The sequence below is a fragment of the Pseudomonas sp. NPDC096917 genome (assembly GCF_044762555.1).
Taxonomy (GTDB): domain Bacteria; phylum Pseudomonadota; class Gammaproteobacteria; order Pseudomonadales; family Pseudomonadaceae; genus Aquipseudomonas.
Map to the genome: position 1 here is coordinate 34,940 of NZ_JBIWEO010000020.1, position 20,797 is coordinate 55,736.

Annotated in this window: 18 protein-coding genes; 9 read left to right on the forward strand and 9 right to left on the reverse strand. The window is 57.3% G+C overall.

Annotated elements, in window-relative coordinates; genetic code table 11:
- Window positions 1-2 precede the first annotated feature (2 nt).
- The 5 genes from ACIQYF_RS20145 to ACIQYF_RS20165 are packed head-to-tail and all read right to left on the reverse strand — an operon-like array spanning window position 3 to window position 7,501.
- On the reverse strand, window positions 3-1,184 hold the full coding sequence (locus ACIQYF_RS20145; protein WP_402865328.1) for a hypothetical protein: 1,182 nt from the start codon (window positions 1,182-1,184) through the stop codon (window positions 3-5).
- Between the two features lie 6 nt (window positions 1,185-1,190).
- A complete protein-coding gene (locus ACIQYF_RS20150) occupies window positions 1,191-2,570 on the reverse strand; it encodes a heavy metal sensor histidine kinase (RefSeq protein ID WP_402865330.1) in 1,380 nt (459 codons plus the stop codon).
- Window positions 2,563-3,237 carry a heavy metal response regulator transcription factor gene (locus tag ACIQYF_RS20155; protein ID WP_402865332.1) on the reverse strand — a complete coding sequence of 225 codons (675 nt, stop codon included), beginning with the start codon at window positions 3,235-3,237 and terminating at the stop codon, window positions 2,563-2,565. Before ACIQYF_RS20155 ends, ACIQYF_RS20150 begins: the two co-directional genes overlap by 8 nt.
- Before the next feature lie 8 nt (window positions 3,238-3,245).
- Complete coding sequence (locus tag ACIQYF_RS20160) at window positions 3,246-6,341, reverse strand: multidrug efflux RND transporter permease subunit (RefSeq protein WP_402865334.1); 3,096 nt, start codon at window positions 6,339-6,341, stop codon at window positions 3,246-3,248.
- Window positions 6,338-7,501, reverse strand: a complete 1,164-nt coding sequence (locus ACIQYF_RS20165) for an efflux RND transporter periplasmic adaptor subunit (RefSeq protein ID WP_402865336.1) — start codon at window positions 7,499-7,501, stop codon at window positions 6,338-6,340. The genes ACIQYF_RS20160 and ACIQYF_RS20165 overlap by 4 nt, the downstream gene beginning before the upstream one ends.
- 113 nt (window positions 7,502-7,614) lie before the next feature.
- Between ACIQYF_RS20165 and ACIQYF_RS20170 the strand changes: the two genes are divergently transcribed.
- Together ACIQYF_RS20170 and ACIQYF_RS20175 are read left to right on the forward strand one after the other, a co-directional pair.
- Entirely contained in the window at window positions 7,615-8,025 is a 411-nt protein-coding gene (locus ACIQYF_RS20170) for a hypothetical protein (RefSeq protein WP_402865338.1), read from the forward strand.
- Window positions 8,026-8,108: 83 nt separating this feature from the next.
- The gene (locus tag ACIQYF_RS20175) at window positions 8,109-8,360 is read left to right on the forward strand and encodes a hypothetical protein (RefSeq protein ID WP_402865340.1); all 252 of its coding nucleotides are present in this window, start codon (window positions 8,109-8,111) and stop codon (window positions 8,358-8,360) included.
- A 275-nt stretch (window positions 8,361-8,635) separates the two neighbouring features.
- Here ACIQYF_RS20175 and ACIQYF_RS20180 read toward each other — a convergent pair whose 3' ends face one another.
- The 3 genes from ACIQYF_RS20180 to norR form a co-directional block, all read right to left on the reverse strand.
- Entirely contained in the window at window positions 8,636-9,109 is a 474-nt protein-coding gene (locus tag ACIQYF_RS20180; RefSeq protein WP_402865342.1) for a GNAT family N-acetyltransferase, read from the reverse strand.
- A 5-nt stretch (window positions 9,110-9,114) separates the two neighbouring features.
- Window positions 9,115-10,005 (reverse strand): chemotaxis protein CheW, encoded by an 891-nt coding sequence (locus tag ACIQYF_RS20185; protein WP_402865344.1) that lies wholly within the window; start codon window positions 10,003-10,005, stop codon window positions 9,115-9,117.
- A gap of 94 nt (window positions 10,006-10,099) precedes the next feature.
- On the reverse strand, window positions 10,100-11,644 hold the full coding sequence (gene norR, locus ACIQYF_RS20190) for a nitric oxide reductase transcriptional regulator NorR (RefSeq protein ID WP_402865346.1): 1,545 nt from the start codon (window positions 11,642-11,644) through the stop codon (window positions 10,100-10,102).
- 156 nt (window positions 11,645-11,800) lie between these two features.
- On the opposite strand from norR, the gene hmpA reads away from it, so the two are divergent.
- From hmpA to cyoE, 7 genes are all read left to right on the forward strand, one after another.
- Entirely contained in the window at window positions 11,801-12,973 is a 1,173-nt protein-coding gene (hmpA, locus tag ACIQYF_RS20195) for an NO-inducible flavohemoprotein (RefSeq protein WP_402865348.1), read from the forward strand.
- A 218-nt stretch (window positions 12,974-13,191) separates the two neighbouring features.
- The gene (locus ACIQYF_RS20200) at window positions 13,192-13,701 is read left to right on the forward strand and encodes a disulfide bond formation protein B (protein WP_402865350.1); all 510 of its coding nucleotides are present in this window, start codon (window positions 13,192-13,194) and stop codon (window positions 13,699-13,701) included.
- A gap of 803 nt (window positions 13,702-14,504) precedes the next feature.
- Window positions 14,505-15,443 (forward strand): ubiquinol oxidase subunit II, encoded by a 939-nt coding sequence (cyoA, locus tag ACIQYF_RS20205; RefSeq protein WP_402865352.1) that lies wholly within the window; start codon window positions 14,505-14,507, stop codon window positions 15,441-15,443.
- A gap of 3 nt (window positions 15,444-15,446) precedes the next feature.
- Window positions 15,447-17,471, forward strand: coding sequence for a cytochrome o ubiquinol oxidase subunit I (cyoB, locus tag ACIQYF_RS20210; protein WP_402865354.1), 2,025 nt, complete (start codon window positions 15,447-15,449; stop codon window positions 17,469-17,471).
- 3 nt (window positions 17,472-17,474) lie between these two features.
- On the forward strand, window positions 17,475-18,101 hold the full coding sequence (locus ACIQYF_RS20215; RefSeq protein WP_402865356.1) for a cytochrome o ubiquinol oxidase subunit III: 627 nt from the start codon (window positions 17,475-17,477) through the stop codon (window positions 18,099-18,101).
- On the forward strand, window positions 18,102-18,428 hold the full coding sequence (gene cyoD / locus ACIQYF_RS20220) for a cytochrome o ubiquinol oxidase subunit IV (protein ID WP_402865358.1): 327 nt from the start codon (window positions 18,102-18,104) through the stop codon (window positions 18,426-18,428).
- Between the two features lie 10 nt (window positions 18,429-18,438).
- Entirely contained in the window at window positions 18,439-19,326 is an 888-nt protein-coding gene (cyoE, locus tag ACIQYF_RS20225; protein WP_402865360.1) for a heme o synthase, read from the forward strand.
- Window positions 19,327-19,444: 118 nt separating this feature from the next.
- Here the strand turns inward: cyoE and ACIQYF_RS20230 are convergent, their stop codons facing one another.
- Entirely contained in the window at window positions 19,445-20,797 is a 1,353-nt protein-coding gene (locus tag ACIQYF_RS20230; RefSeq protein ID WP_402865363.1) for a spinster family MFS transporter, read from the reverse strand.

A 20,797-nucleotide genomic window follows, 5' to 3' on the forward strand; every position in this document is an offset into this window, starting at 1 on the left:
GTTTACACTGAAAAAGAATCGTTTTTGTGTTGGCGATTTTCTCCATAGCTGTTTGTGCCATACATTTCGATTAAGTAATTCGTGTCATGCTGGAGATTCGATACCGCCACACCTTGGTACGTACCCGTTAGTCGTATGAGTTGCGTGTTTGAGCCGTCCAGCTCTTTGATTATGAGGGGTAATGATTCTGCGAAGTGTATGTAGTTCCACATGAACATGACATTGTCATTAATGTCGCGATAAATTCTCGCTATTTGTGGAGTGTGAGGCGTTACGTTTTGTGTGTCCTTATTGGAGGTGGTTCCATCGAACCAAGCTGACCGCGATCGGTTGCCGTTGACCTCAACCGCATAAGCCAGTACTTGATACGTTATATCTTTAGCCAGCGGGATAATTAACTCCAAAGCGCCCGAGATCGGAGACTCCGTTATCTTGAATAGTTGGTTATTAATGGTGACTGCGTAGTGACTGATTCCAATGTTGTCTGTAGAGGCGTTCCAATAAACATAGAGTTTACCTTCCCGGTATCGATAACAGGCCATGAGATGTGATGGCACGGTGGGGTATTCCTGATCCCAGGCGGGATTAGCGTGCGTATAGGTAAGTTCGCTACCCGAGTAAAGCACGTGGCGCAGTGGGCCTCCGATAATCTTTCCGTCCACCCCACCTTCACCGCCTTCAATATCCTTGGTGTCGTACAGGTGGATTTTGTACTGGGCAATGTTATCAGCGCCCTTCCAGCGGATAGAGCCTTTATCCAGTTCTTCACGAAGTACTGTCTGCTCATGAATTTCTTCGGGATCGTAGCGCCCGTTTTCTTTTGTCGTGTCTTCCAGAGTGATCGAGGGGGAGACATTGTTATCTTGATCTGTGGCGTAAAGCGTCAGGGTATAGTCCACTGAGCGAGCCATGGGTATAACGTGATCGCTATAAACAGGTTCGTACGTTGATTCGATGTCAGTTTTAACAATCAAGGTATGGGTAGCGCCCCCGACGTGAGCTTCACCCTTGGTAAAAGTAACCGTTAATTGTTGAATGATCGGGTCATAAGCGGTTTTCAGGTTTGACGGTGCGGTAGGTGGAATAACCGTCGGCCGATACTCATCTACGTACTTGATCAAGTAATCACTCGCCAGCTCGAAACTGTATTCGCTCTTCAGAAACACACATTGCGTCTGTTTCATCATTCATTACATAGGCAAGTGGAAACCAAACGTATTCTTGCCTGCGCTGCTGCGAACAAATACTTCGCCGCCATGCATCTGAGCAATGGCTTTGACAATAGCCAGTCCCAGGCCGTGATTGGCGCCGCTGTTGTGCCGGGCGGCATCTACCCGATAGAAACGCTCAAACAAGCGCGGCAAATGCTCTGCGCTGATCGGTAGCCCAGGGTTGCTGATGCTGATGCTTGCCCGGTTCCCGGTTTGCTCAATCAATACCTCAATCTGCTGCCCGGCCTCGGTATGCTGCACGGCATTGCTCAGCAAGTTGATCAACGCCCGGCGCAATTGGGCCGTTTCGATGTTGACCTCGGCATCGCCGCTCACGTGCACCGCGACCTGCGCGTCTTCAAGGATGAACTCAAGATAATCCAGGGTCGTCGCGACCTCATCTGCCAAGCAGACCCGTTTCAATTTGCTAGCCTTGCTGCCCTGATCCGCGCTGGCCAGAAACAGCATGTCATTGATGATGCTGCGCAGCCGTTCCAGCTCTTCGAGGTTGGATTGCAGCACTTCAAAATAATGCTCGGCCGAACGTCCGCGGGTCAGCGCAACTTGGGTCTGGCCGATCAGGTTGGTCAGCGGTGAACGTAATTCGTGGGCGACGTCGGCATTGAACGATTCAAGGCGCATGTAGGCCTGTTCAACGCGGTCCAGCGTTGAATTGAATGCACTGACCAACTGCTCCAGTTCAGGCGCCAAGGGCGATAACTTGAGCCGTCCGGACAAGCGCGGCGGCGTCAGTTCTTGCGCTTCCTGCGACAGTTTGATCAAAGGCTTGAGGCCGATATGCGCCACCCAATAACCCAGGGCGGATGCCAGCAGTACACCAATGATCGCCAGGCTGATCAGGGCAACCAGCAAATGGTGTTGAGTCTGATGAAAGGTTTGGGTGTTGATGGCAATCAAAAAACGCAGCGCCGGGCGTTGTTCCTTGGCCGGAATCTGATTGATCAGCACCTTGTAGGGGGCCGCTTCGCCGGGCAAGTACAGGTCTCGAACGCCTGTCGGACCTTGGGCAAATGCGCGTATTTGCGCATCGGGCGCACCATACTCGTAATGAGGATCACCGCTCACGGCCCAGAATCGGATGCGCTTGTCTTCTTCGCTGAGCAAGGTGAGTTTTGAGGTGATCTTGGCCCAGTGATCCGGGTTGCCAAAACGGTTGATCGACGACTCCAGCACGCTGAACCGCGCATCCAGTTCGGCTTCGGGTAACAGACCGATGCCCTTGTCGACCTGCTGATACAGTGCCCCGCCGATCAACACAAACACCAGCAAGGCCACCAGCGTGAACATTGCACTCAGACGCAGCGCGATGGAGTTCAAACCGTTGGGCCGCTTAAACACTGCGCCGCTCCAGCACGTACCCCATGCCGCGAATGGTGTGCAGCAACTTGTGCTCGAAAGGCCCGTCCAGCTTGGCGCGCAGGCGCTTGATGGCGACTTCGACTACGTTGGCGTCACTGTCGAAATTGATGTCCCAGACCATCTCGGCAATCGAGGTCTTCGAGAGGATCTCGCCCTGACGCCGCGCCAGGACGCTGAGCAATGCGAACTCTTTGGCGGTCAGGTCCAGGCGAGTACCGGCGCGACTGGCCTTGCGGCTGATCAAATCTATCCACAGGTCATCGACGGTCACTTGCACCGGCTCATGACCGCCACTGCGGCGGGTCAAGGCTTGCAGGCGGGCGACCAGTTCCAGAAACGAAAACGGCTTGCCCAGATAGTCGTCGGCGCCTTCACGCAAGCCACGAATCCGATCTTCAACCCGCTCGCGGGCGGTCAGCATGATCACCGGTGTTTGCTTGCGCGCGCGCAAGGCCCGCAGCACACCAAAGCCATCCAGGCCCGGCAACATCACGTCGAGCACAATGACGGCGTAATCGCTTTCGAGCGCCAGGTGCAAACCCTCGACGCCTTCGCGTGCCACATCCACCGTATACCCTTGTTCCGTCAGCCCGCGGTGCAGGTAGTCGGCGGTTTTTTCTTCATCTTCAATAATTAGAACGCGCATAAACCGCCTCAGTGATCCGCCGCCAGTGAACTGGCAGGTTGGGATCGATGGAACAATCGTTCGAGCCACAAGTATATGACGGGCGTGGTAAACAGCGTCAGCGCCTGGCTCACCAGTAAGCCGCCGACCACGGCAATCCCCAGAGGCTGACGCAGTTCGGCGCCGGTGCCGTAGCCGAGCATCAGCGGCAGAGCGCCGAGCAAGGCGGCGAGGGTGGTCATGATGATCGGTCTAAAGCGTGTGATACAGGCTTCATAGATCGCCTCTTCGGGGCTCAGGCCGCGCGTGCGCTGTGCGTCGAGGGCAAAGTCGATCATCAGAATGCCGTTTTTCTTGACGATCCCGATCAGTAGGACCAACCCGATCAGGGCCATGATCGAGAAGTCCTGGCCACATATCCACAGCATCAACAGCGCCCCCAGCCCCGCCGAAGGCAAAGTCGAGATGATCGTCAGCGGGTGCACAAAGCTTTCGTACAGCACCCCCAGAATGATGTACACCGCCACCAGCGCCGCCAGAATCAGCCACGGCTGGCTGGCCAGTGAGCTTTGAAAGGCTTGCGCGGCGCCCTGGAAGTTGCCGCTGATGGTGCTTGGCATGCCGATTTCATTCTTCGCCTGATTGAGCATCAGCACCGCATCGCCCAAGGCCACGCCGGGAGCCAGGTTGAATGACAGATTGGCCGCCGGGAACATCCCGTCATGACTGATCGACAGCGGGCCGCTGGTGGGCGCATCGACCTTGGCCACGGCCGACAGCGGCACCATTTCGCCGGTCAGCGGTGAGCGCAGGTAGAAGTAGTTCAGGCTTTCGGCCTTGCCGCGCTGCTGGGTATCGACTTCCAGAATCACGTTGTACTGGTTGATTTCGGTCTGGAACTCATTGATCTGGCGCTGACCGAAGGCGTCGTACAGCGCTTCGTCGACGTCGGTGGCGGTCAGCCCAAAGCGTGCCGCGGCTTTGCGGTCGATGTTGATGTGAGTGATGCTGCCGCCCAGTTGCAGGTCGTTGGACAGGTCGCGAAAGGCCGGGTTGGCGCGCAGTTTTTCTGTCAGGCGCTGGGTCCAGGTATTGAGCGTCGGGCCGTCGTTACTCTTGAGCACGTACTGATACTGGCTGCGGCTTGGCCCGGAGCTCAAGTTAATGTCTTGACCCGCGCGCAGGTACAGCACGATGCCCGGCACCTTGGCCAGTTGCGGGCGGATACGGTCGATAAACTCGCTGGCCGACACATCGCGATCACCGCGGTCCTTGAGGGCAATCCAGAAGCGTCCGTTGGCGATGGTCTGGTTGCTGCCGGTAACGCCCACCGAGTGAGAAAAGGCCTGCACGGCCGGGTCATCACTGACGATTTTGGCCAGCGCCAAGTGTTTTTGCGTCATGTCCGCGTATGAAATATCAGAGGCCGCCTCGGTGGTGCCCAATACAAAGCCGGTGTCTTGTACCGGAAAAAAACCCTTGGGGATCAGCACATAGCCGGCAATGGCCATGGCCAGCGTCACGCCGAAGATCCCCAGCATCAGCCGCTGATGGGCCAAAGCACGCTTCAAGCCTTTTTCATAGCGTGCCAGCAAGCGTTCGCCAAAGCCGGGTTTGGCATCGGCGTGATGCACGGGCGAGCGCATAAACAGCGCGGCCAGGGTGGGCGCGAGGGTCAGCGACACCAGCACCGAAATCACGATGGTCGAGGTCGCGGTCAGGGCGAACTCTTTAAACAGCCGCCCGACCACGCCGCCCATAAACAGCAGCGGGATAAAGGCCGCCACCAGCGAGAAGCTGATCGAGACCACGGTAAAGCCAATTTCGCTGGAGCCCTTGATCGCCGCATCGCGCATGCTTTCGCCGGCTTCGAGATGGCGGTGGATGTTCTCCACCACCACAATCGCATCGTCGACCACAAACCCCACGGCCACCACAATCGCTACCAGCGTCAGGTTATTCAGGCTGAACCCGAGCACGTACATCAGGGCGAAACTGGCGATCAGCGACACGCCGAGTACCGCGGACACAATCAAGGTGGCCGACCATTGACGCAAGAACAACGCCATTACCGCGACCACCAGCAGCACCGCGATCAGCAGGGTGATTTCCACTTCATGCAAGGAGGCGCGAATGGTTTTGGTTCGGTCGCTCAGTACCGTTACCTCAACCGAGGCCGGGAGCATGGCTTGCAAGCCGGGCAGGGCGGCTTGAATCCGGTCCACGGTGTCTACGATGTTGGCTCCCGGCTGGCGTGAAATCACCAGGTTGAGCCCCGGCTGGTGCCCGGACCAGGCTTGCACGTAGTCGTTTTCTGAACCGTTGATCACCCGCGCCACGTCGCGTAGCTGCACCGGCGCGCCGTCCTTGTACGAGACGATCAACTGACCGTACTCCTGGGCATCGAACAACTGGTCGTTGGTCGACAGCGTGGAAATACTCGACGGCCCGTACAGCGCGCCCTTGGCCAGGTTTAGGCTGGTCTGTTGCAGGGCCAGGCGAATGTCGGCCAGGGTCAGGCCGATGGCGGCCAGTTTGTCGGCTGAGGCTTGCACCCGAATTGCCGGGCGCTGCTGGCCGGTGATGTTGATCAGGCCCACGCCGTCGATCTGGCTGATTTGCCGGGCGAGCAGGGTTTCAACGTAATCACTGAGTTCGGTGCCGGGCATTTGCAACGAACTGATGCTCAGGATCAGTACCGGGCTGTCCGCCGGGTTGACCTTCTTCCAGGTCGGCAGCGTCGGCATGTCCTTGGGCAGTTTGCCGGACGCGGTATTGATTGCGGCCTGTACTTCTTGAGCGGCGGTATCGATGCTTTTTTCCAGGGTGAATTGCAGGGTCAGCGTAGTCGAACCCAGCGCACTGCTAGACGTCATCTGGGTCATGCCGGGGATGGCGCTGAATTGCACCTCCAGCGGCGTTGCGACCGACGACGCCATGGTGTCCGGGCTGGCGCCGGGCAGTTGTGCCGATACCTGGATGGTCGGGAACTCCGCCTCGGGTAGCGGAGCAACCGGCAAGCGTGGAAAGGCAATCAACCCTAGCAACACCAGGGCAAACGTCAGCAGGACCGTGGCAACCGGGTGGTCAACGCACCAGGCTGAAAGTGAACGGCTCGTGGTCATGGTTGCACCGGCTTGACGCTGTCTGCGTTAGCCTGGGCCGGCTCGCTTAAGGTTTCAATCCGCGAGCCGGGTTTCAGTCGCGACTGGCCATCGCTGACCAGGGTATCGCCCACATTCACGCCGTTGACGATAGTCAGCTCGGTGTCCTGATACACCACCTGCACGGGCACCGTTTCCACCCCATCACCGTTGACCCGGTACACGAAATAATTGTCCAGCCCGCGCTGCACCACTTGCGGCGGCACGACCAGCGCGTGTTGATCGAGTCCGGTCTGTATCTCGACATTCACCAGTTGCCCCGGCCACAGCGTGTGTGTGGGGTTGTCGAACTGGGCTTTGACCTTGATCGTGCCGGTGGTGGCGGACACCTGGTTATCAATCAGACTCAAGCGGCCTTCGCCCAGCGGCGTGCCATTGAGATCGGCGTCACCGAGGAAGGCCTTGACCCGCGCAGGGTCTTTGGCGGCGAGTAATTCGTGCAAGGTTGGCAGCCATTGTTGAGGCAACGAAAACTCAACGGCAATCGGATCGAGCTGGGTCACGGAAAACAGGCCTTGGGTGTCACTGACCCGCAGGAAATTGCCCGGATCGACCGCACGAATCCCCACACGGCCCGTCACCGGGGAATGAATCTGCGTATACGACAACTGCACTTGGGCGGCTTCAATGGCGGCCTGATTGCCCTGCGCGGTGGCTTTTAGTTGATTAACCAGCGCTTGCTGTTGATCGAGTGTTTGCTTGGAGACACCGTTGTCGACGCTCAGCAACTGGTAACGCTTGAGATCGATCAGTGCGCCTTGCAACTGCGCTTGATTTTGTCCCAGTTGCGCTTTGGCCTGATCGAGGCTGGCTTTGATCGAGCGATCATCCAGGGTGGCCAGCAAATCACCCGCGTTGACGGTTTGACCTTCCTTGACCAGCAGTTGAGTAAGGATGCCGTCGATCTGCGGGCGAATCACCACACTGTGCAACGACAGCACGGCGCCGATCCCGCTGACATAGCGCGGCACATCTTGTTGCACCACTTGAATGACGCGCACCGGGACTGGCATGCCCGTGACAGTTTTGCTCGGCGCGGGGCGCTTGAACTGCCATATGGCGGCGCCAATCAGGAGTACAACCAACGTGCCCACTATTATTTTTTTAGTTTGAATGCGCATGCCGTCAAGACACCGTGTGCGTGGAAAAGGGATGGGGGGGGTTATAGCGTTTAAACCCGGTCAGCAAGGTGACAGCAAACTGACATTACGGACAGCTGGGTAAAAATAGTGTCATGGGCATCAAGAAAGCGCTGCCTGCGTCGATAGCCTCTAAAGGGAATGCTGACGCGTTTGCTTTAAAGAGGATGGGGCGTATGACGAACTGGGCGCTGGGTTTTGCGGTTTGCACGATTTTTCTGTTCTCGAGTGAAGTGAACGCACAATCGATGATGAGTGGTGGCGTGATTCACTTTCGCGGTGCAATTACTGAGCCGTCTTACGAAATAATGCCGGCCAATGCCGTGACTTTAGGGCGGGCAACAAAACTTATCGAAGTGGTTCCAGGCGTCGTGATTGCCGTGAACATGGCCTTCGCCGGTTCCCGTGGCAGCGAGCCGCTGATTGACACCTCCTTTTACGAGCTGAAAACCAGCGCCAACCCGTCTGGCGGCAAAAGAGGCGTATTGACTATTTCCTACCGGTGAGTGCTCCGCGGGGTGGATCGGGCAGGTATACTGCGCCGCCTTGTGCCAACTGGCCTGATCCTTACCCGTAATCCGGAGCTTTCATGACTACTCCTACACAACCGACTGCTCCCGATGCCGTGAGCGCTGAGCAGGCTGAACACCAAGCCGCTGTGAACACCCCGCAAAAGCCGGTGATTCCAGCGTTCACGTTCCCGTTCAAACCTTCTGAGTTTGCTAAAGCCAAGGCCAGCACCGAAGGGCAGACGCATTACAAAAAGGGCGAAGGCCACGGCCACCGTAAAACCCCAGGCGCAGCGCCTGCTGGCACGCGTCGTTCGATGGGTAAACGCTGATTAAATGCGCTCAAAAGTGGCCCAATGCCGCTATTGTTTGTTTAGGGCGAATTAATCTCTTTTGATGGGTGCCAGGGCCTGTTCCCGTTTCATTGCAGCCGCGACGAAAGCCCATGTGTGCAGGGCTCGGCGTGTTCAGTGAAGGCATCAATCGCCACAGTGCACATATTCGCAGTACCGGGCAGTAAAGCCATCGCAACTTTGGCGATGCGGCTGACCGGACGGCGAGTTTGCGCTCGCTGGTGCAAGCGTTCGGCAGACTCGCCGCTTGCGTTTTACAGGGGTTCGCGGCGGATCAACAGCATGCCGTGCCGCTGGTAAAGGCGCCGGGCAGGGTGATTGTGTTCCATGACCTTCAGGTCCATGCAGGGTTCACCGCGTTGTTGGAACACGCTGAACACATGGTTGAGCAATGCACCGCCCAGGCCGCGACCCTGCAAGCGCGGATGCACCACCAGGTCTTTGAGATAAGCGCTGGTCCAGGCCTGCGCCACGCCCACCACGTTATTGTCGAGCAGGCCGACAAAGCACAATTGCGGGTCATATTCGGCGTCATGCCGCAGGGCGTGCTGCCAGTCCAGTAGCGAGTCAACACTGCCCTGCCCGGTGGCATAACCCTGTTCGAGCAATGCGTGCGCGCGGGGTAACAGTTCCTCGCTCAATGGGCTGAGCTGGATGCCTTCCGGCCACTGCGCAGGGGCCAGGGCCTGGCGCAGGTCTTTGCGTAACAGCAGGCAATATTCGCTCATCGAGGTCAGTAACCTTGCTCTGTCACCGTGCGTGCGGCCAGGATCAGGCATTGCGTCAGCTCAGGCGACGAAAATTTGGTCAACACCGCATTGGCCCCGGCCAGACGGGCTTTTTCGCTGTTCATCGCACTGTTGAGCGAGGTGTGCAGCAGCACATACAAATGCGCAAAGTCCGGGGTTTCGCGCACGGTACGGGTGAAGGCGTAGCCGTCCATCTCGGACATTTCGATGTCTGAAACCAGCACATTGATCTGCTCCGGCGTACCGTGCAGTTCCAGCAGCCGGTCGATGGCTTCCTTGGCGCTGCGGGCGGTGTGGCAATGCAGGCCGAGATTGCGCAAGGTCAGCACCGATTGTTGCAGCGCCACCTGGCTGTCATCGACCACCAAAATCCGTGCGTTGGCCAGCAGTTGGGTGTCTTCGCGGCTGAGGGTTTCGGTGTGCTGTTCAATGCGGGCGGGGGTGATGCCGTGAATCACTTTTTCGATATCCAGCACCTGTACCAGGGCGCCATCGACTTGGGTAACGCCAGTAATGTAGGAGCGCTTGCCGGAGCCGTAGGGGGGCGGACGAATATCGGTGCTCAGGCAATGCACGATCTTGCTTACGGCCTGCACATGCAAGCCCTGCTTGGAACGGCTGACGTCGGTCACGATCAGGCAACCGCCGTCGGGGTCCAGCAAAGGTTGCTCCCCAATGGCGCGACTCAGATCGATGACCGACAGCGACGCTCCGCGCAGCACGGCTATGCCTTTCACGTGCGGGTGCGACTCGGGCATTTTGGTCAAGGGTGGGCAAGGAATGATCTCACTGACCTTCAGCAGGTTGATTGCCATCAGCTTGCCGCTGCGCAACGTGAACAGCAGCAAAGACATCGAGTCGGCAGGGGACGACATAAAAACCTTCCATCGTAGGGGGCTGTGGTAAAGGGTTATCGACCTGAATCCCGATTCCTGTAGGCGCTGGCGAAGGCTGCGCCTACAAAGTGTTTTACTTCAGGCCCAGTCTCTTGGCCATCCGTCCAAGATTTGCCCGGTCCAGCCCCAGCTCCCGAGCGGCGCTGGCCCAGTTATGCTGATGGCGTTCCAGGCAGGCGCTGATGAGCTGACGCTGGTAATTTTCAGTGGCCAAGCGCAAGTCGCCCACGGCAAGCGGCATGACTTCGGGCTCAGTTACGGCTGCGTCATGAGGGGTGGCGGGCAAATCCAGGTCCGCCGCAGTCAAGGTCAGGATGCGTGGCCGGGTTTTGCAGCTGCCTAATGCCTTGAGGGCACTGCGGCCGATCAAGTGCTCCAGTTCACGCACATTGCCTGGCCATTCGTAATGCGTCAGCGCGGCCTGTGCGTCCGGACTCAGGCGCAAGCTGCCCAGGCCCATGCGCGAGCGGTTTTGCTCCAGAAAGAAACCGCTCAACAACAGCACATCGCGGCCGCGCTCGCGCAGGGCGGGCACTTTGAGCGGGTACACGCTCAGTCGATGGTAAAAGTCCGCGCGGTAGCGACCACTGCGCACTTCTTCGGCCAGGTCGCGGTTGGTCGCGGCTATCAGGCGCACATCCACTCGATGTTCCTGATCAGAGCCCAGGCGCTGCAACTGCCCGCTTTGCAGTACCCGTAGCAATTTAGCCTGTACGGCCAGTGACAGCTCGCCCACTTCATCCAGAAACAGCGTGCCGCCGTTGGCCAGTTCGAATTTGCCACGCCGGTCGCTGGTTGCGCCGGTAAAGGCGCCCCGTACATGGCCGAACAACTCGCTTTCAACCAAGGTGTCGGGCAGGGCGGCGCAGTTGAGGCTGATCATCGGTTTGTCCGCACGCGGCGATGCCGCATGAATCGCTTGCGCCACCAACTCCTTGCCGACCCCGGTTTCGCCGGTGATCAATACCGTCAGGTCGCTGCTGCCCACCAGGGCAATTTCTTCGAGCAAGCGTTTATGGGCTTTGCTTTGGCCGATCAGCTCTTTATTAGGCGTGTGATGGGCTTGTCGGTAGAGCTCGGCTTTTTGCTGTTCGTCGGCCACCCGCAACGCTAAGCGCTCAATACGCTGTGCCACGTTGACCGTGGCAGCCGCGAGGCTGGCAAAGGCTTGCAGCGCATCCAGTTCAATCGGCTCAAAGCGTTTTGGGTCCAGCGCATCAAGGGTCAGCAGGCCCCAGGGGCGCTCGTCGACAAACAGCGGGCAGCCCATGCAGTCGTGAATTTCCAGGTGCTCGGCCAGCCCGTCGACCAGTCCGTCATACGGGTCTGGCAGCTCGCAGTGGTTGGGGAAGCGCGTCGGGCCGGGGCTGCTCAGCAACACTTCAAAGCGCGGGTGCTCGCTGACCTTAAAGCGCCGCCCCAACGTGTCGAGGCTCAAACCGTCTACCGCCAGTGGCACCAGCCATTCGCCGTCAAGACGCAGCAATGCGGCAGCATCGCAGGGGAGTACGGCACGCATGGCTTCAAGCAAGCGTCGGTAGCGCTCGCTCTCGGGCAGTTCGCGCGACAAGTCTGCGACCAAGGGCAGCAGGGCTGTAAGCAGTAGTTTTGCAGTCATTTTGACCTCATATAGTCGAAATGACTATAGATCAGCTTGAGTCATAATGACTATATTTTTCCTAAGATACTGTTTTTAAAGGGTTTTAAAGTTGGCATGAAAACTGACTACTCATTAGGTCATTAGCTTTTATCTCTACGCTTAGGAGTCAACCTTATGCTTACCGCTCAGGATCGTGCCATCGTTAAATCCACCGTGCCGCTGCTTGAGAGCGGTGGCGAGGCGTTGATGACGCACTTTTACACCCTGATGCTCACTGAATTCCCACAGGTTAGACCGCTGTTTAATCAGGCCAACCAGGCCAGTGGCGACCAGCCACGGGCATTGGCCAATGGCGTGTTGATGTATGCGCGGCACATTGACCAGTTGGACCAATTGGGAGACCTGGTGGCACGCATTATCAACAAACATGTCGCGCTGCAAATCCTGCCTGAGCATTACCCGATTGTCGGCGGTTGTCTGCTGCGTGCCATTGAGCAAGTGCTGGGCAGTGACATAGCGACCCCGCAGGTGCTGGCGGCCTGGGGCGCGGCCTATAACCAGTTGGCGGATATTTTGATCGGCGCTGAAGGGGCCATTTATGACGAAAAAGCCGCAGCACCTGGCGGCTGGCGCGGAGGGCGAGCATTCCAGCTGGAGGCCAGGCACGAAGAAAGCGCCGAAATTACCTCGTTCTATTTCCGCCCGGTCGATCAGCAACCGATCCTCGATTTCGAACCCGGCCAATACATCGGCATCAAACTCAACATTGATGGCCAAGAAGTACGCCGCAACTACTCGTTGTCGGCATTGGCCCAAGCCGGTCGCTACCGCATCAGCGTTAAGCGCGAGGCGGGTGGCCAGGTCTCGAACTATCTGCATGACCGCCTGCACGTGGGCGACATTGTTGAACTGTTCCCGCCAGCAGGTGAGTTCACCCTCACGGCCAGTGAAAAACCGTTGGTGCTGATCAGTGGCGGCGTGGGTATTACTGCGACCCTATCGATGCTGGAAGCCGCGCTGGCCACGCAACGTCCGATTCGTTTTATCCACTGCGCGCGCAATGCCCATGTGCATGCATTCCGTGGCTGGATCGATGAGTTGGCCGCGCAGCACCCACAACTGCAGCGGTTCTACTGCTACCAGGAACCCGACGCTCAGGCAGACCATGTGGGCCTGCTGTCCGAGCCATTGCTGGGCGAATGGCTGGGGCAAGAGCGCGATGTGGACGCTTACTTCCTGGGGCCTAAAGGCTTTATGGGTGCAGTCAAACGCCATTTGAAAGCACTGGGCGTACCTGAGCAGCAAAGCCGCTACGAGTTCTTCGGCCCGGCCGCAGCCCTGGAATAACCCGCGGCCCCCCGTAAGCAATGGGTGCTAGGGTGGTGTGTCGAATATGAAAACTCGGCAACCTAGGCCCATCGCGCGGCAGTCGTTAATTCTGTATTAATCGCCCTGCGACACTTTCCCTACACGGTTTCCTACATCCAGATCAAAGGCCTGGGTGTAAACTGCGCGCCTTGTGACAGCGGCTTAACTCCATACATAACCTGGCAAAGGGAAGCGGGATGACAGATGAAATGATACGACTGAGCCGTGAGAAGCGCTTTTTAGTCTTGCTCGGGCTTATCTGTCTGGCACTGATTGGCGGCGCGTTGTACATGCAAATCGTGCTCGGCGAAGCGCCTTGCCCGCTGTGCATCCTGCAACGCTACGCATTGTTGTTGATTGCGATCTTTGCCTTTATAGGCGCCGCAATGCCGACACGGCGCAGCCTCACGGTGTGTGAGGTGCTGGTGGTGCTGAGCGCCATTGGGGGGGTGGTCGCCGCTGGACGTCACGTCTTCATCCTCGCGAACCCGCAGGTGAGCTGCGGTATTGATGTGCTGCAGCCGATCGTTGACGGCTTGCCACTGGCGACGGTTTTCCCGTTGGGCTTTCAGGTCGACGGCTTCTGCTCCACCCCTTATCCGCCAGTGTTCGGCCTGTCGTTGGCGCAATGGGCACTGGTGGCCTTTGTGCTGACCAGCGTGCTCGTGCCGTTGGGAATCTACCGCAATCGGAAAAAACACAGCTGAGCGGTTAAATTTGGCTTGAGCCGCCCCGCACTTTTCCTGAGAATGCGGGGCGTTTTTTTGGCCTCGCAAAAATGTCAACAGGATGTCGAACCACGCACTAAAATCAGAGGGTGGTTGTGCGACATATTGTCACGCACAAAGTGTCGCAGAGGGCGTTTTCTGTAGGACACAAGCGCACAAAACGTTTTAGTCGGGTTTTATCGGCTACGACTTTTTTTTGCGGATCAGGCGCTTGAAAGTGCTCTTTGCCGGCTCCATGCAAATCGGCTGTAAGCCTCTTTGTTTGGGCGTTTGCAGGGTTTTGCGCCCCAATATGGTGCGCTAAAAAGGGGCGTATCAGCTTCGGGGGTTCGACGTGCTACAGGCTTTTTAAGGAGCATATCGGCCCGCGATACGTAACAATAGTGAGGGATTGTTACTGGAACCGAGAAGAATTATTTCTGGATGAGACATGGTGTGTAGAGAGCTTCCTAACTACAATCGCATGCACTGAACGTCCAGCCTGCTCGTCCCTGAGCCCAAGCGGGTAGTTGGCGGTCGCCTGGGCAGTTCATGACAGGTGTCCCGTGCGGCTTCCAGGTACTGGCAACCCTTCTAAGTTCTGCACCAAATGGAATTGGTCTGTGACAAGGCCATTGACCACGTATCGAATAAGAAATCACTGCTAACCCGGGATTTGCGAATTCACCTCATGGTGATGAGCAGGCATTTATTCAAGCCCGGAAAAGAGCCAACCCTTGGTAGGGCGAAGTGTTGGCGAAAAAAACCAACTGCATTGTGCAAGCTGTTTTAGAGGTCGTGAGATGACTAAAAAAAGGTACCCCAGACTCCTTGGCTTATTGCCACTTTTCGGCACGTTGCTGCTGGGAGGCTGCAATATGACATTGCTCGATCCGGTGGGGCAGGTAGGGATCGAAGAGCGGAATCTGATCATCACTGCAACATTGCTGATGCTTCTGGTCGTGGTTCCGGTCATCTTGATGACCCTGATCTTCGCGTGGAAATATCGTGCGTCGAACAAAGACGCCACCTACGCACCGAAATGGTCGCACTCCACCAAGATCGAAGTTGTGATCTGGACTGTGCCAATTCTCATCATCATCGCCTTGGGCGTGATTACCTATAAGTCGACTCACGCGCTGGACCCATATCGTCCGCTCGAGTCCGACGTTAAGCCGATTACCATTGAAGTGGTTTCTCTGGACTGGAAGTGGGTGTTCATCTACCCGGAACAGGGCATCGCCACGGTCAACAAGATTGTGTTCCCGGCTAACACCCCAATCAATTTCCGCATTACCTCTGACGCTGTGATGAACTCGTTCTTCATCCCGGGTCTGGGCGGCCAGATCTACGCCATGGCCGGCATGACGACCAAGCTGCATTTGATTGCCAACAAAAACGCCGAAATGGATGGCATCTCTGCCAACTACAGCGGCGCCGGTTTCACTGGCATGAAATTCAAAGCGATCGCCACTTCTCAGGCTGACTTTGACGCCTGGGTAAGTGAAGTCAAAGCGTCACCTAAACAGCTTGATAACGCTGAATACGCGGCCTTGACCAAACCTAGCCAGAACAACCCTGTTGAACTCTATTCTTCTGTCACACCGAACCTGTTCCAGACCATCATCGACAAGTATGAAGGGATGAACCCAGGCAAGCCTGTGAAGCACGAGAAGAAAGAAGTGTCCGGGACCGCAGGTTTGGACAACACCTCGAATTCAGCTGCCGGGGCAGAGGAGTAAACGATGTTTGGTAAATTAAGTCTGGACGCCATACCGTTCCACGAGCCGATAGTGATGGTTACCGTCGCTATGATTCTGCTCGGCGGGTTGGCGCTCGTAGCCGCAATCACGTATTTCAAAAAGTGGACCTACCTGTGGACCGAATGGCTAACGTCAGTCGACCACAAGAAGATTGGCGTGATGTACATCATCGTCGCCATGATCATGTTGCTGCGCGGCTTTGCCGACGCCGTCATGATGCGTACCCAGTTGGCCATGGCCACCGAGGGTTCGCCGGGCTACTTGCCTCCTGAGCACTATGACCAGATCTTCACCGCTCACGGTGTGATCATGATCATCTTCATGGCGATGCCATTCTTCACCGGCCTGATGAACCTTGCAGTGCCGCTGCAGATCGGCGCACGTGACGTTGCCTATCCATTCCTGAACTCCCTGAGCTTCTGGCTGCTGGTGTCCGGTGTGGTACTGGTTAACCTGTCGCTGGGCGTCGGCGAGTTCGCCAAGACCGGTTGGGTTGCGTATCCACCGTTGTCGGGCTTGCAGTACAGTCCGGGCGTGGGTGTCGACTACTACATCTGGGCGCTACAGCTATCGGGGCTAGGTACGACGTTAACCGGGGTTAACTTCCTGGCGACCGTGCTGAAAATGCGTGCTCCAGGCATGAAACTGATGGACATGCCGATCTTCACCTGGACCTGCACCTGGGCAAACGTTCTGATCGTGGCTTCGTTCCCGATCCTGACCGCTACCCTGGCGTTGCTGACACTTGACCGTTACATGGATTTCCACATTTTCACCAATGAACTTGGTGGCAATCCAATGATGTACGTGAACCTGTTCTGGGCGTGGGGTCACCCTGAGGTATACATCCTCATCCTGCCGGCGTTCGGGATCTTCTCTGAAGTCATTTCGACCTTCACTGGCAAGCGTCTGTTCGGTCACCACTCGATGGTCTACGCCTCCGGCGCGATCTCGGTGCTGGGCTTCATGGTTTGGCTGCACCACTTCTTCACCATGGGTTCGGGTGCAAGCGTCAACGCCTTCTTCGGCCTGGCGACGATGCTGATCTCCATCCCGACGGGTGTGAAGCTATTTAACTGGCTGTTTACCATCTACCGTGGCCGTCTGCGTTTCACCAGCCAAGTTCTCTGGACCCTGGGCTTCATGGTGACCTTCGCTATCGGTGGTATGACCGGCGTACTGCTGGCCATCCCAGGTGCTGACTTCGTACTGCACAACAGCCTGTTTGTAATTGCTCACTTCCACAACGTGATCATCGGCGGCGCAGTGTTCGGCTACATCGCTGGTTTCAGCTTCTACTTCCCTAAAGCGTTCGGCTTCAAGCTGCACGAAGGTTGGGGCAAGGCAGCATTCTGGTTCTGGATCGTCGGCTTCTTCGTTGCCTTCATGCCGCTCTATGCACTGGGCTTCATGGGCATGACGCGTCGTCTGAACGCCACGACCAACCCTGAGTGGGTGCCTTACCTGTACGTTGCTGCGGTCGGTGCGGCACTGATTGCCGTAGGTATCGCTTGCCAGTTGATCCAGCTGTACGTATCGGTACGTGACCGTAACAAACCAGAGAACGCCTGCGAATTTGGCGATCCATGGAATGGCCACACTCTGGAATGGTCGACTTCGTCGCCACCTCCGTTCTACAACTTCGCTGTTGTGCCAACCGTAAACGGCATTGACCCGTTCACCGAGGCCAAAGAAGAAGGAACTGCGTACAAGGCTCCAGCCAAGTATTCGCCGATCCACATGCCTAACAATACCGCTACCGGTTTGGTCATGGGCATGCTGCTGACCGTATTCGGTTTCGCAATGATCTGGCACATCTGGTGGTTGGCGATCATCAGCCTGGTTGGCACCGTAGGGTATTTCGTCCTGCACGCTGCCCGTGATGACCAAGGCTACATGGTGCCGGTGGAAACCATCGAACGCATCGAAGCCGAGCAGCACAAGCGTCTGTTGGCCGCCAAAGTAATACCGGCCGACCGTGTTGAAACCAAGTTGGGACAGGCATAAACCATGTCGAATATAGCGACCAATGCTGGACACGCTCATGGCCACGACCATGAGCACGATGAGCACCACCACGACGCGGGCGAGACAACCGTATTTGGTTTCTGGCTCTACCTGATGACCGACTGCATCATCTTTGCATCGCTCTTCGCGGTATACGCAGTACTGGTAGGTAACGTAGCCGGTGGCCCGTCGGGCCACGACATCTTCGAACTGCCGTACGTGCTGGGTGAAACCGCACTGCTGTTGTTCAGTTCGATCACGTATGGCTTTGCCATGCTGGCGTTCTACAAAGGTAACAAGAGCCAGGTTCTGGCCTGGCTGGGCATTACCTTTCTGCTGGGTGCCGGCTTCATCGGCATGGAAATCAACGAGTTCCACCTGTTGATCTCCGAGGGCTACGGCCCGCACCGCAGCGGCTTCCTGTCAGCGTTCTTCACCCTGGTCGGTACCCACGGTCTGCACGTGACCTGTGGTCTGATCTGGATGGCGATCATGATGTATCAGGTCCAGAAAAAAGGCCTGACCTCGACCAACAAAACGCGTCTGAGCTGCCTGAGCCTGTTCTGGCACTTCCTGGACGTGGTGTGGATCTGCGTATTCACCGTTGTTTATCTGATGGGGACTCTGTAAATGGCTAACGCACATTCTGACGGCGCGAACCACGGCAGCGTGAAGTCCTACGCAACTGGCTTCATTTTGTCGGTGATCCTGACCGCAATTCCGTTTTGGCTGGTGATGAACCCGATCCTGGCTAAATCGACCACCCTGGCGATCGTGCTGTTGACCGCAGTGATCCAGGTGATTGTTCACCTGGTGTACTTCCTGCACATGGACCGTTCGCCAGAACAACGCAACAGTGTTGCAGCGCTGGTGTTCTCGGCGCTGGTGATTGTCCTGCTGGTGGGCTTGTCCCTGTGGATTATGTTCAGCATCCACGCTGAAATGATGGCGAAGTGAGGTAAACCCGATGTCCTTTAAGCACTTTATCCAAATCACCAAACCGGGGATCATTTTCGGTAACGTGCTTTCTGTGGCAGGCGGGTTCTTCCTGGCCTCGAAGGGGCATTTTGATCTTGCCCTCTTCCTGGCCGCGGTGATCGGCACCTCCTTGGTGGTTGCGTCTGGTTGCGTGTTCAACAACTGCATCGACCGTGACATCGACATCAAGATGGACCGCACCAAAAATCGCGTACTGGTTCAAGGTCTCATCTCCCTCAAAGTGGCGTTGATGTACGCCACCTTGCTGGGGGTTGCAGGGCTTGTGCTGCTGTATCGCGTGGCCAACCCGCTGGCGGCCCTGTTCGCCGCGATTGGCTTCGTGATCTACGTTGGTTTGTACAGCCTGTACTTCAAGCGCAAGTCGGTTCACGGCACGCTTATCGGCAGTCTGTCTGGTGCAATGCCGCCCGTCATTGGTTACGTTGCAGTGAGCAATCACTTCGACATGGCCGCACTGACCTTGCTGGTGATGTTCAGCCTGTGGCAGATGCCGCATTCCTACGCCATCGCGATCTTCCGCTTCAACGATTACCTGGCCGCATCGATTCCGGTGTTGCCAGTGAAGCGCGGAATCAAGGTTGCCAAGAAGCACATCCTGCTCTACATCCTCGCGTTCATGATCGCGACCCTGATGCTCACTCTCGGCGGATACGCCGGCATGAGCTACATGGCCGTGGCAGCCGCGATGGGCATGTACTGGCTGTACATGGCGTGGACTGGCTACAAAGCTGTCGACGACAAGGTGTGGGCACGCAAGTTGTTCGTGTTCTCCATCTTCACCATCACCGCCCTGAGCGTCATGATGTCCCTGGACTTCAAAGTGCCGACCGAGTTGTTACTGACCTACGCGCACTAAGACAGCCAGACTAAAAAACCCCGCCTTGGACACAAGCGCGGGGTTTTTTTATGGCTGGCATTCCTGAAACAACCCCCATCAACTGTGGGAGCGAGCTTGCTCGCGATCTGTTGAAGATTTAAAAGTTCGCGGCCTTCGGGCGGTGTTCTGAGTACGCAACTTCGACGGGTATGGGCACGCTCGTCGTAATGGCATAAGGGCGTAGCACGCTGACCAACAACCCGCTCGCCAGCAGATAACCCGCCGAGCAAATCACCAGCGACCAGCGCAAGGCGTCGTTGCCCAGTGCAGGCGTTAAATGATCGCTCAGCACGCCCACGGCCAACGGCCCGAAGCCTGCACCCAAGGCCATGATCCCGAAGTTGTACAACGCGATCATAGTCGCGCGGCGCTCAGGTGCCACCAGTTGTGTGATAGCGGCGTAGCTAGGGGCCATCCACCACATGCCGAACACGGACATGCCGAACATGAAGATGGCCGCATGTGGCACCTGTAGTGCGCCCAGCATCCAGGGATTGCCCGCCGGGTACAGCGCAAAGGTTATCGCCATCGGGCAGGCGATGAGTGCGCCGACAATCGGTACGCCCAGTTGCCAGCGGCTGTCGCGCTGCGCCAGGCAGGCGCTTAACCAGCCACTCGATAACGAACCGATAATGGCGCCCGGTCCGGCCGCCAAACCCATGATCATGCCTGCGTCCTTGAGGCTCAGGCCGTGGCTGCGCACCAGAAACGCAGTGCTCCAGATGCTGAAGGCGTAACTGGCGAAGGCCAGCAGCGCGCCGGCCACGGCAATCCGCACGAACGTCTGCGATTGCCAGGCCACGCGCATCACTTGCATCACGCTTTCGTGGGGCAGGACCGGGCGTGATTGCTGGGCTTTTTCCCACAGACCGCGCAGTGGCTCGACAGCGGTCAGGCGCAGCAATAACGCTGCCAGGATGCCCGGTAGCGCCATCCAGATAAATGCCTCGCGCCAACCGTGGTAATAGGCGATGTAAGCCCCAAGACTCATGCCCAGCAGGGCGCCGATAGGCGCAGCGAGCATGAACACGCTGATGGCTTTGGAGCGCTGATGCGCAGGGTAGAGGTCGGCGATCATCGACATGGACGCCGCGCCGCTGCCGGACTCGCCCACGGCCACGCCGATGCGGGCCAGGGCTAGTGTCCAAAAGTGAGTCGCAAAGCCACAAAGCATGGCCATCACGCTCCAGAACGCACAGCACCAACCGATCAGGTTGCGCCGATGACCACGGTCGGCGAAACGTCCCAGCGGGATTGCAAACAGGCAATAGACCAACGCAAAAGCCAGCCCGGTGAGCAAGCCTATTTGAGTGTCGGAGACGTGAAACTCAGCCTTGATCGGCTCAATCACCACGCCCATCACCTGGCGATCGATCAAGCTGACCGCCGAAATCAGGAACAACACAAACAAGGTGTAATGACGGCGAAATCCGCAGATTTGGGTGTTCAT

Bases quoted from the DNA above. Each gene is read 5' to 3' on its own strand.
- ACIQYF_RS20180 (WP_402865342.1), bottom strand. From the start codon at position 9,109: ATGAGCGAATATTGCCTGCTGTTACGCAAAGACCTGCGCCAGGCCCTG.
- cyoE (WP_402865360.1), top strand. From the start codon at position 18,439: ATGTCCTTTAAGCACTTTATCCAAATCACCAAACCGGGGATCATTTTC.
- ACIQYF_RS20160 (WP_402865334.1), bottom strand. From the start codon at position 6,341: ATGACCACGAGCCGTTCACTTTCAGCCTGGTGCGTTGACCACCCGGTT.
- cyoB (WP_402865354.1), top strand. From the start codon at position 15,447: ATGTTTGGTAAATTAAGTCTGGACGCCATACCGTTCCACGAGCCGATA.
- ACIQYF_RS20155 (WP_402865332.1), bottom strand. From the start codon at position 3,237: ATGCGCGTTCTAATTATTGAAGATGAAGAAAAAACCGCCGACTACCTG.
- ACIQYF_RS20145 (WP_402865328.1), bottom strand. From the start codon at position 1,184: ATGAAACAGACGCAATGTGTGTTTCTGAAGAGCGAATACAGTTTCGAG.
- cyoD (WP_402865358.1), top strand. From the start codon at position 18,102: ATGGCTAACGCACATTCTGACGGCGCGAACCACGGCAGCGTGAAGTCC.
- cyoA (WP_402865352.1), top strand. From the start codon at position 14,505: ATGACTAAAAAAAGGTACCCCAGACTCCTTGGCTTATTGCCACTTTTC.
- ACIQYF_RS20230 (WP_402865363.1), bottom strand. From the start codon at position 20,797: ATGAACACCCAAATCTGCGGATTTCGCCGTCATTACACCTTGTTTGTG.
- ACIQYF_RS20175 (WP_402865340.1), top strand. From the start codon at position 8,109: ATGACTACTCCTACACAACCGACTGCTCCCGATGCCGTGAGCGCTGAG.
- ACIQYF_RS20165 (WP_402865336.1), bottom strand. From the start codon at position 7,501: ATGCGCATTCAAACTAAAAAAATAATAGTGGGCACGTTGGTTGTACTC.
- ACIQYF_RS20185 (WP_402865344.1), bottom strand. From the start codon at position 10,005: ATGTCGTCCCCTGCCGACTCGATGTCTTTGCTGCTGTTCACGTTGCGC.
- ACIQYF_RS20200 (WP_402865350.1), top strand. From the start codon at position 13,192: ATGACAGATGAAATGATACGACTGAGCCGTGAGAAGCGCTTTTTAGTC.
- ACIQYF_RS20215 (WP_402865356.1), top strand. From the start codon at position 17,475: ATGTCGAATATAGCGACCAATGCTGGACACGCTCATGGCCACGACCAT.
- hmpA (WP_402865348.1), top strand. From the start codon at position 11,801: ATGCTTACCGCTCAGGATCGTGCCATCGTTAAATCCACCGTGCCGCTG.
- norR (WP_402865346.1), bottom strand. From the start codon at position 11,644: ATGACTGCAAAACTACTGCTTACAGCCCTGCTGCCCTTGGTCGCAGAC.
- ACIQYF_RS20170 (WP_402865338.1), top strand. From the start codon at position 7,615: ATGGGCATCAAGAAAGCGCTGCCTGCGTCGATAGCCTCTAAAGGGAAT.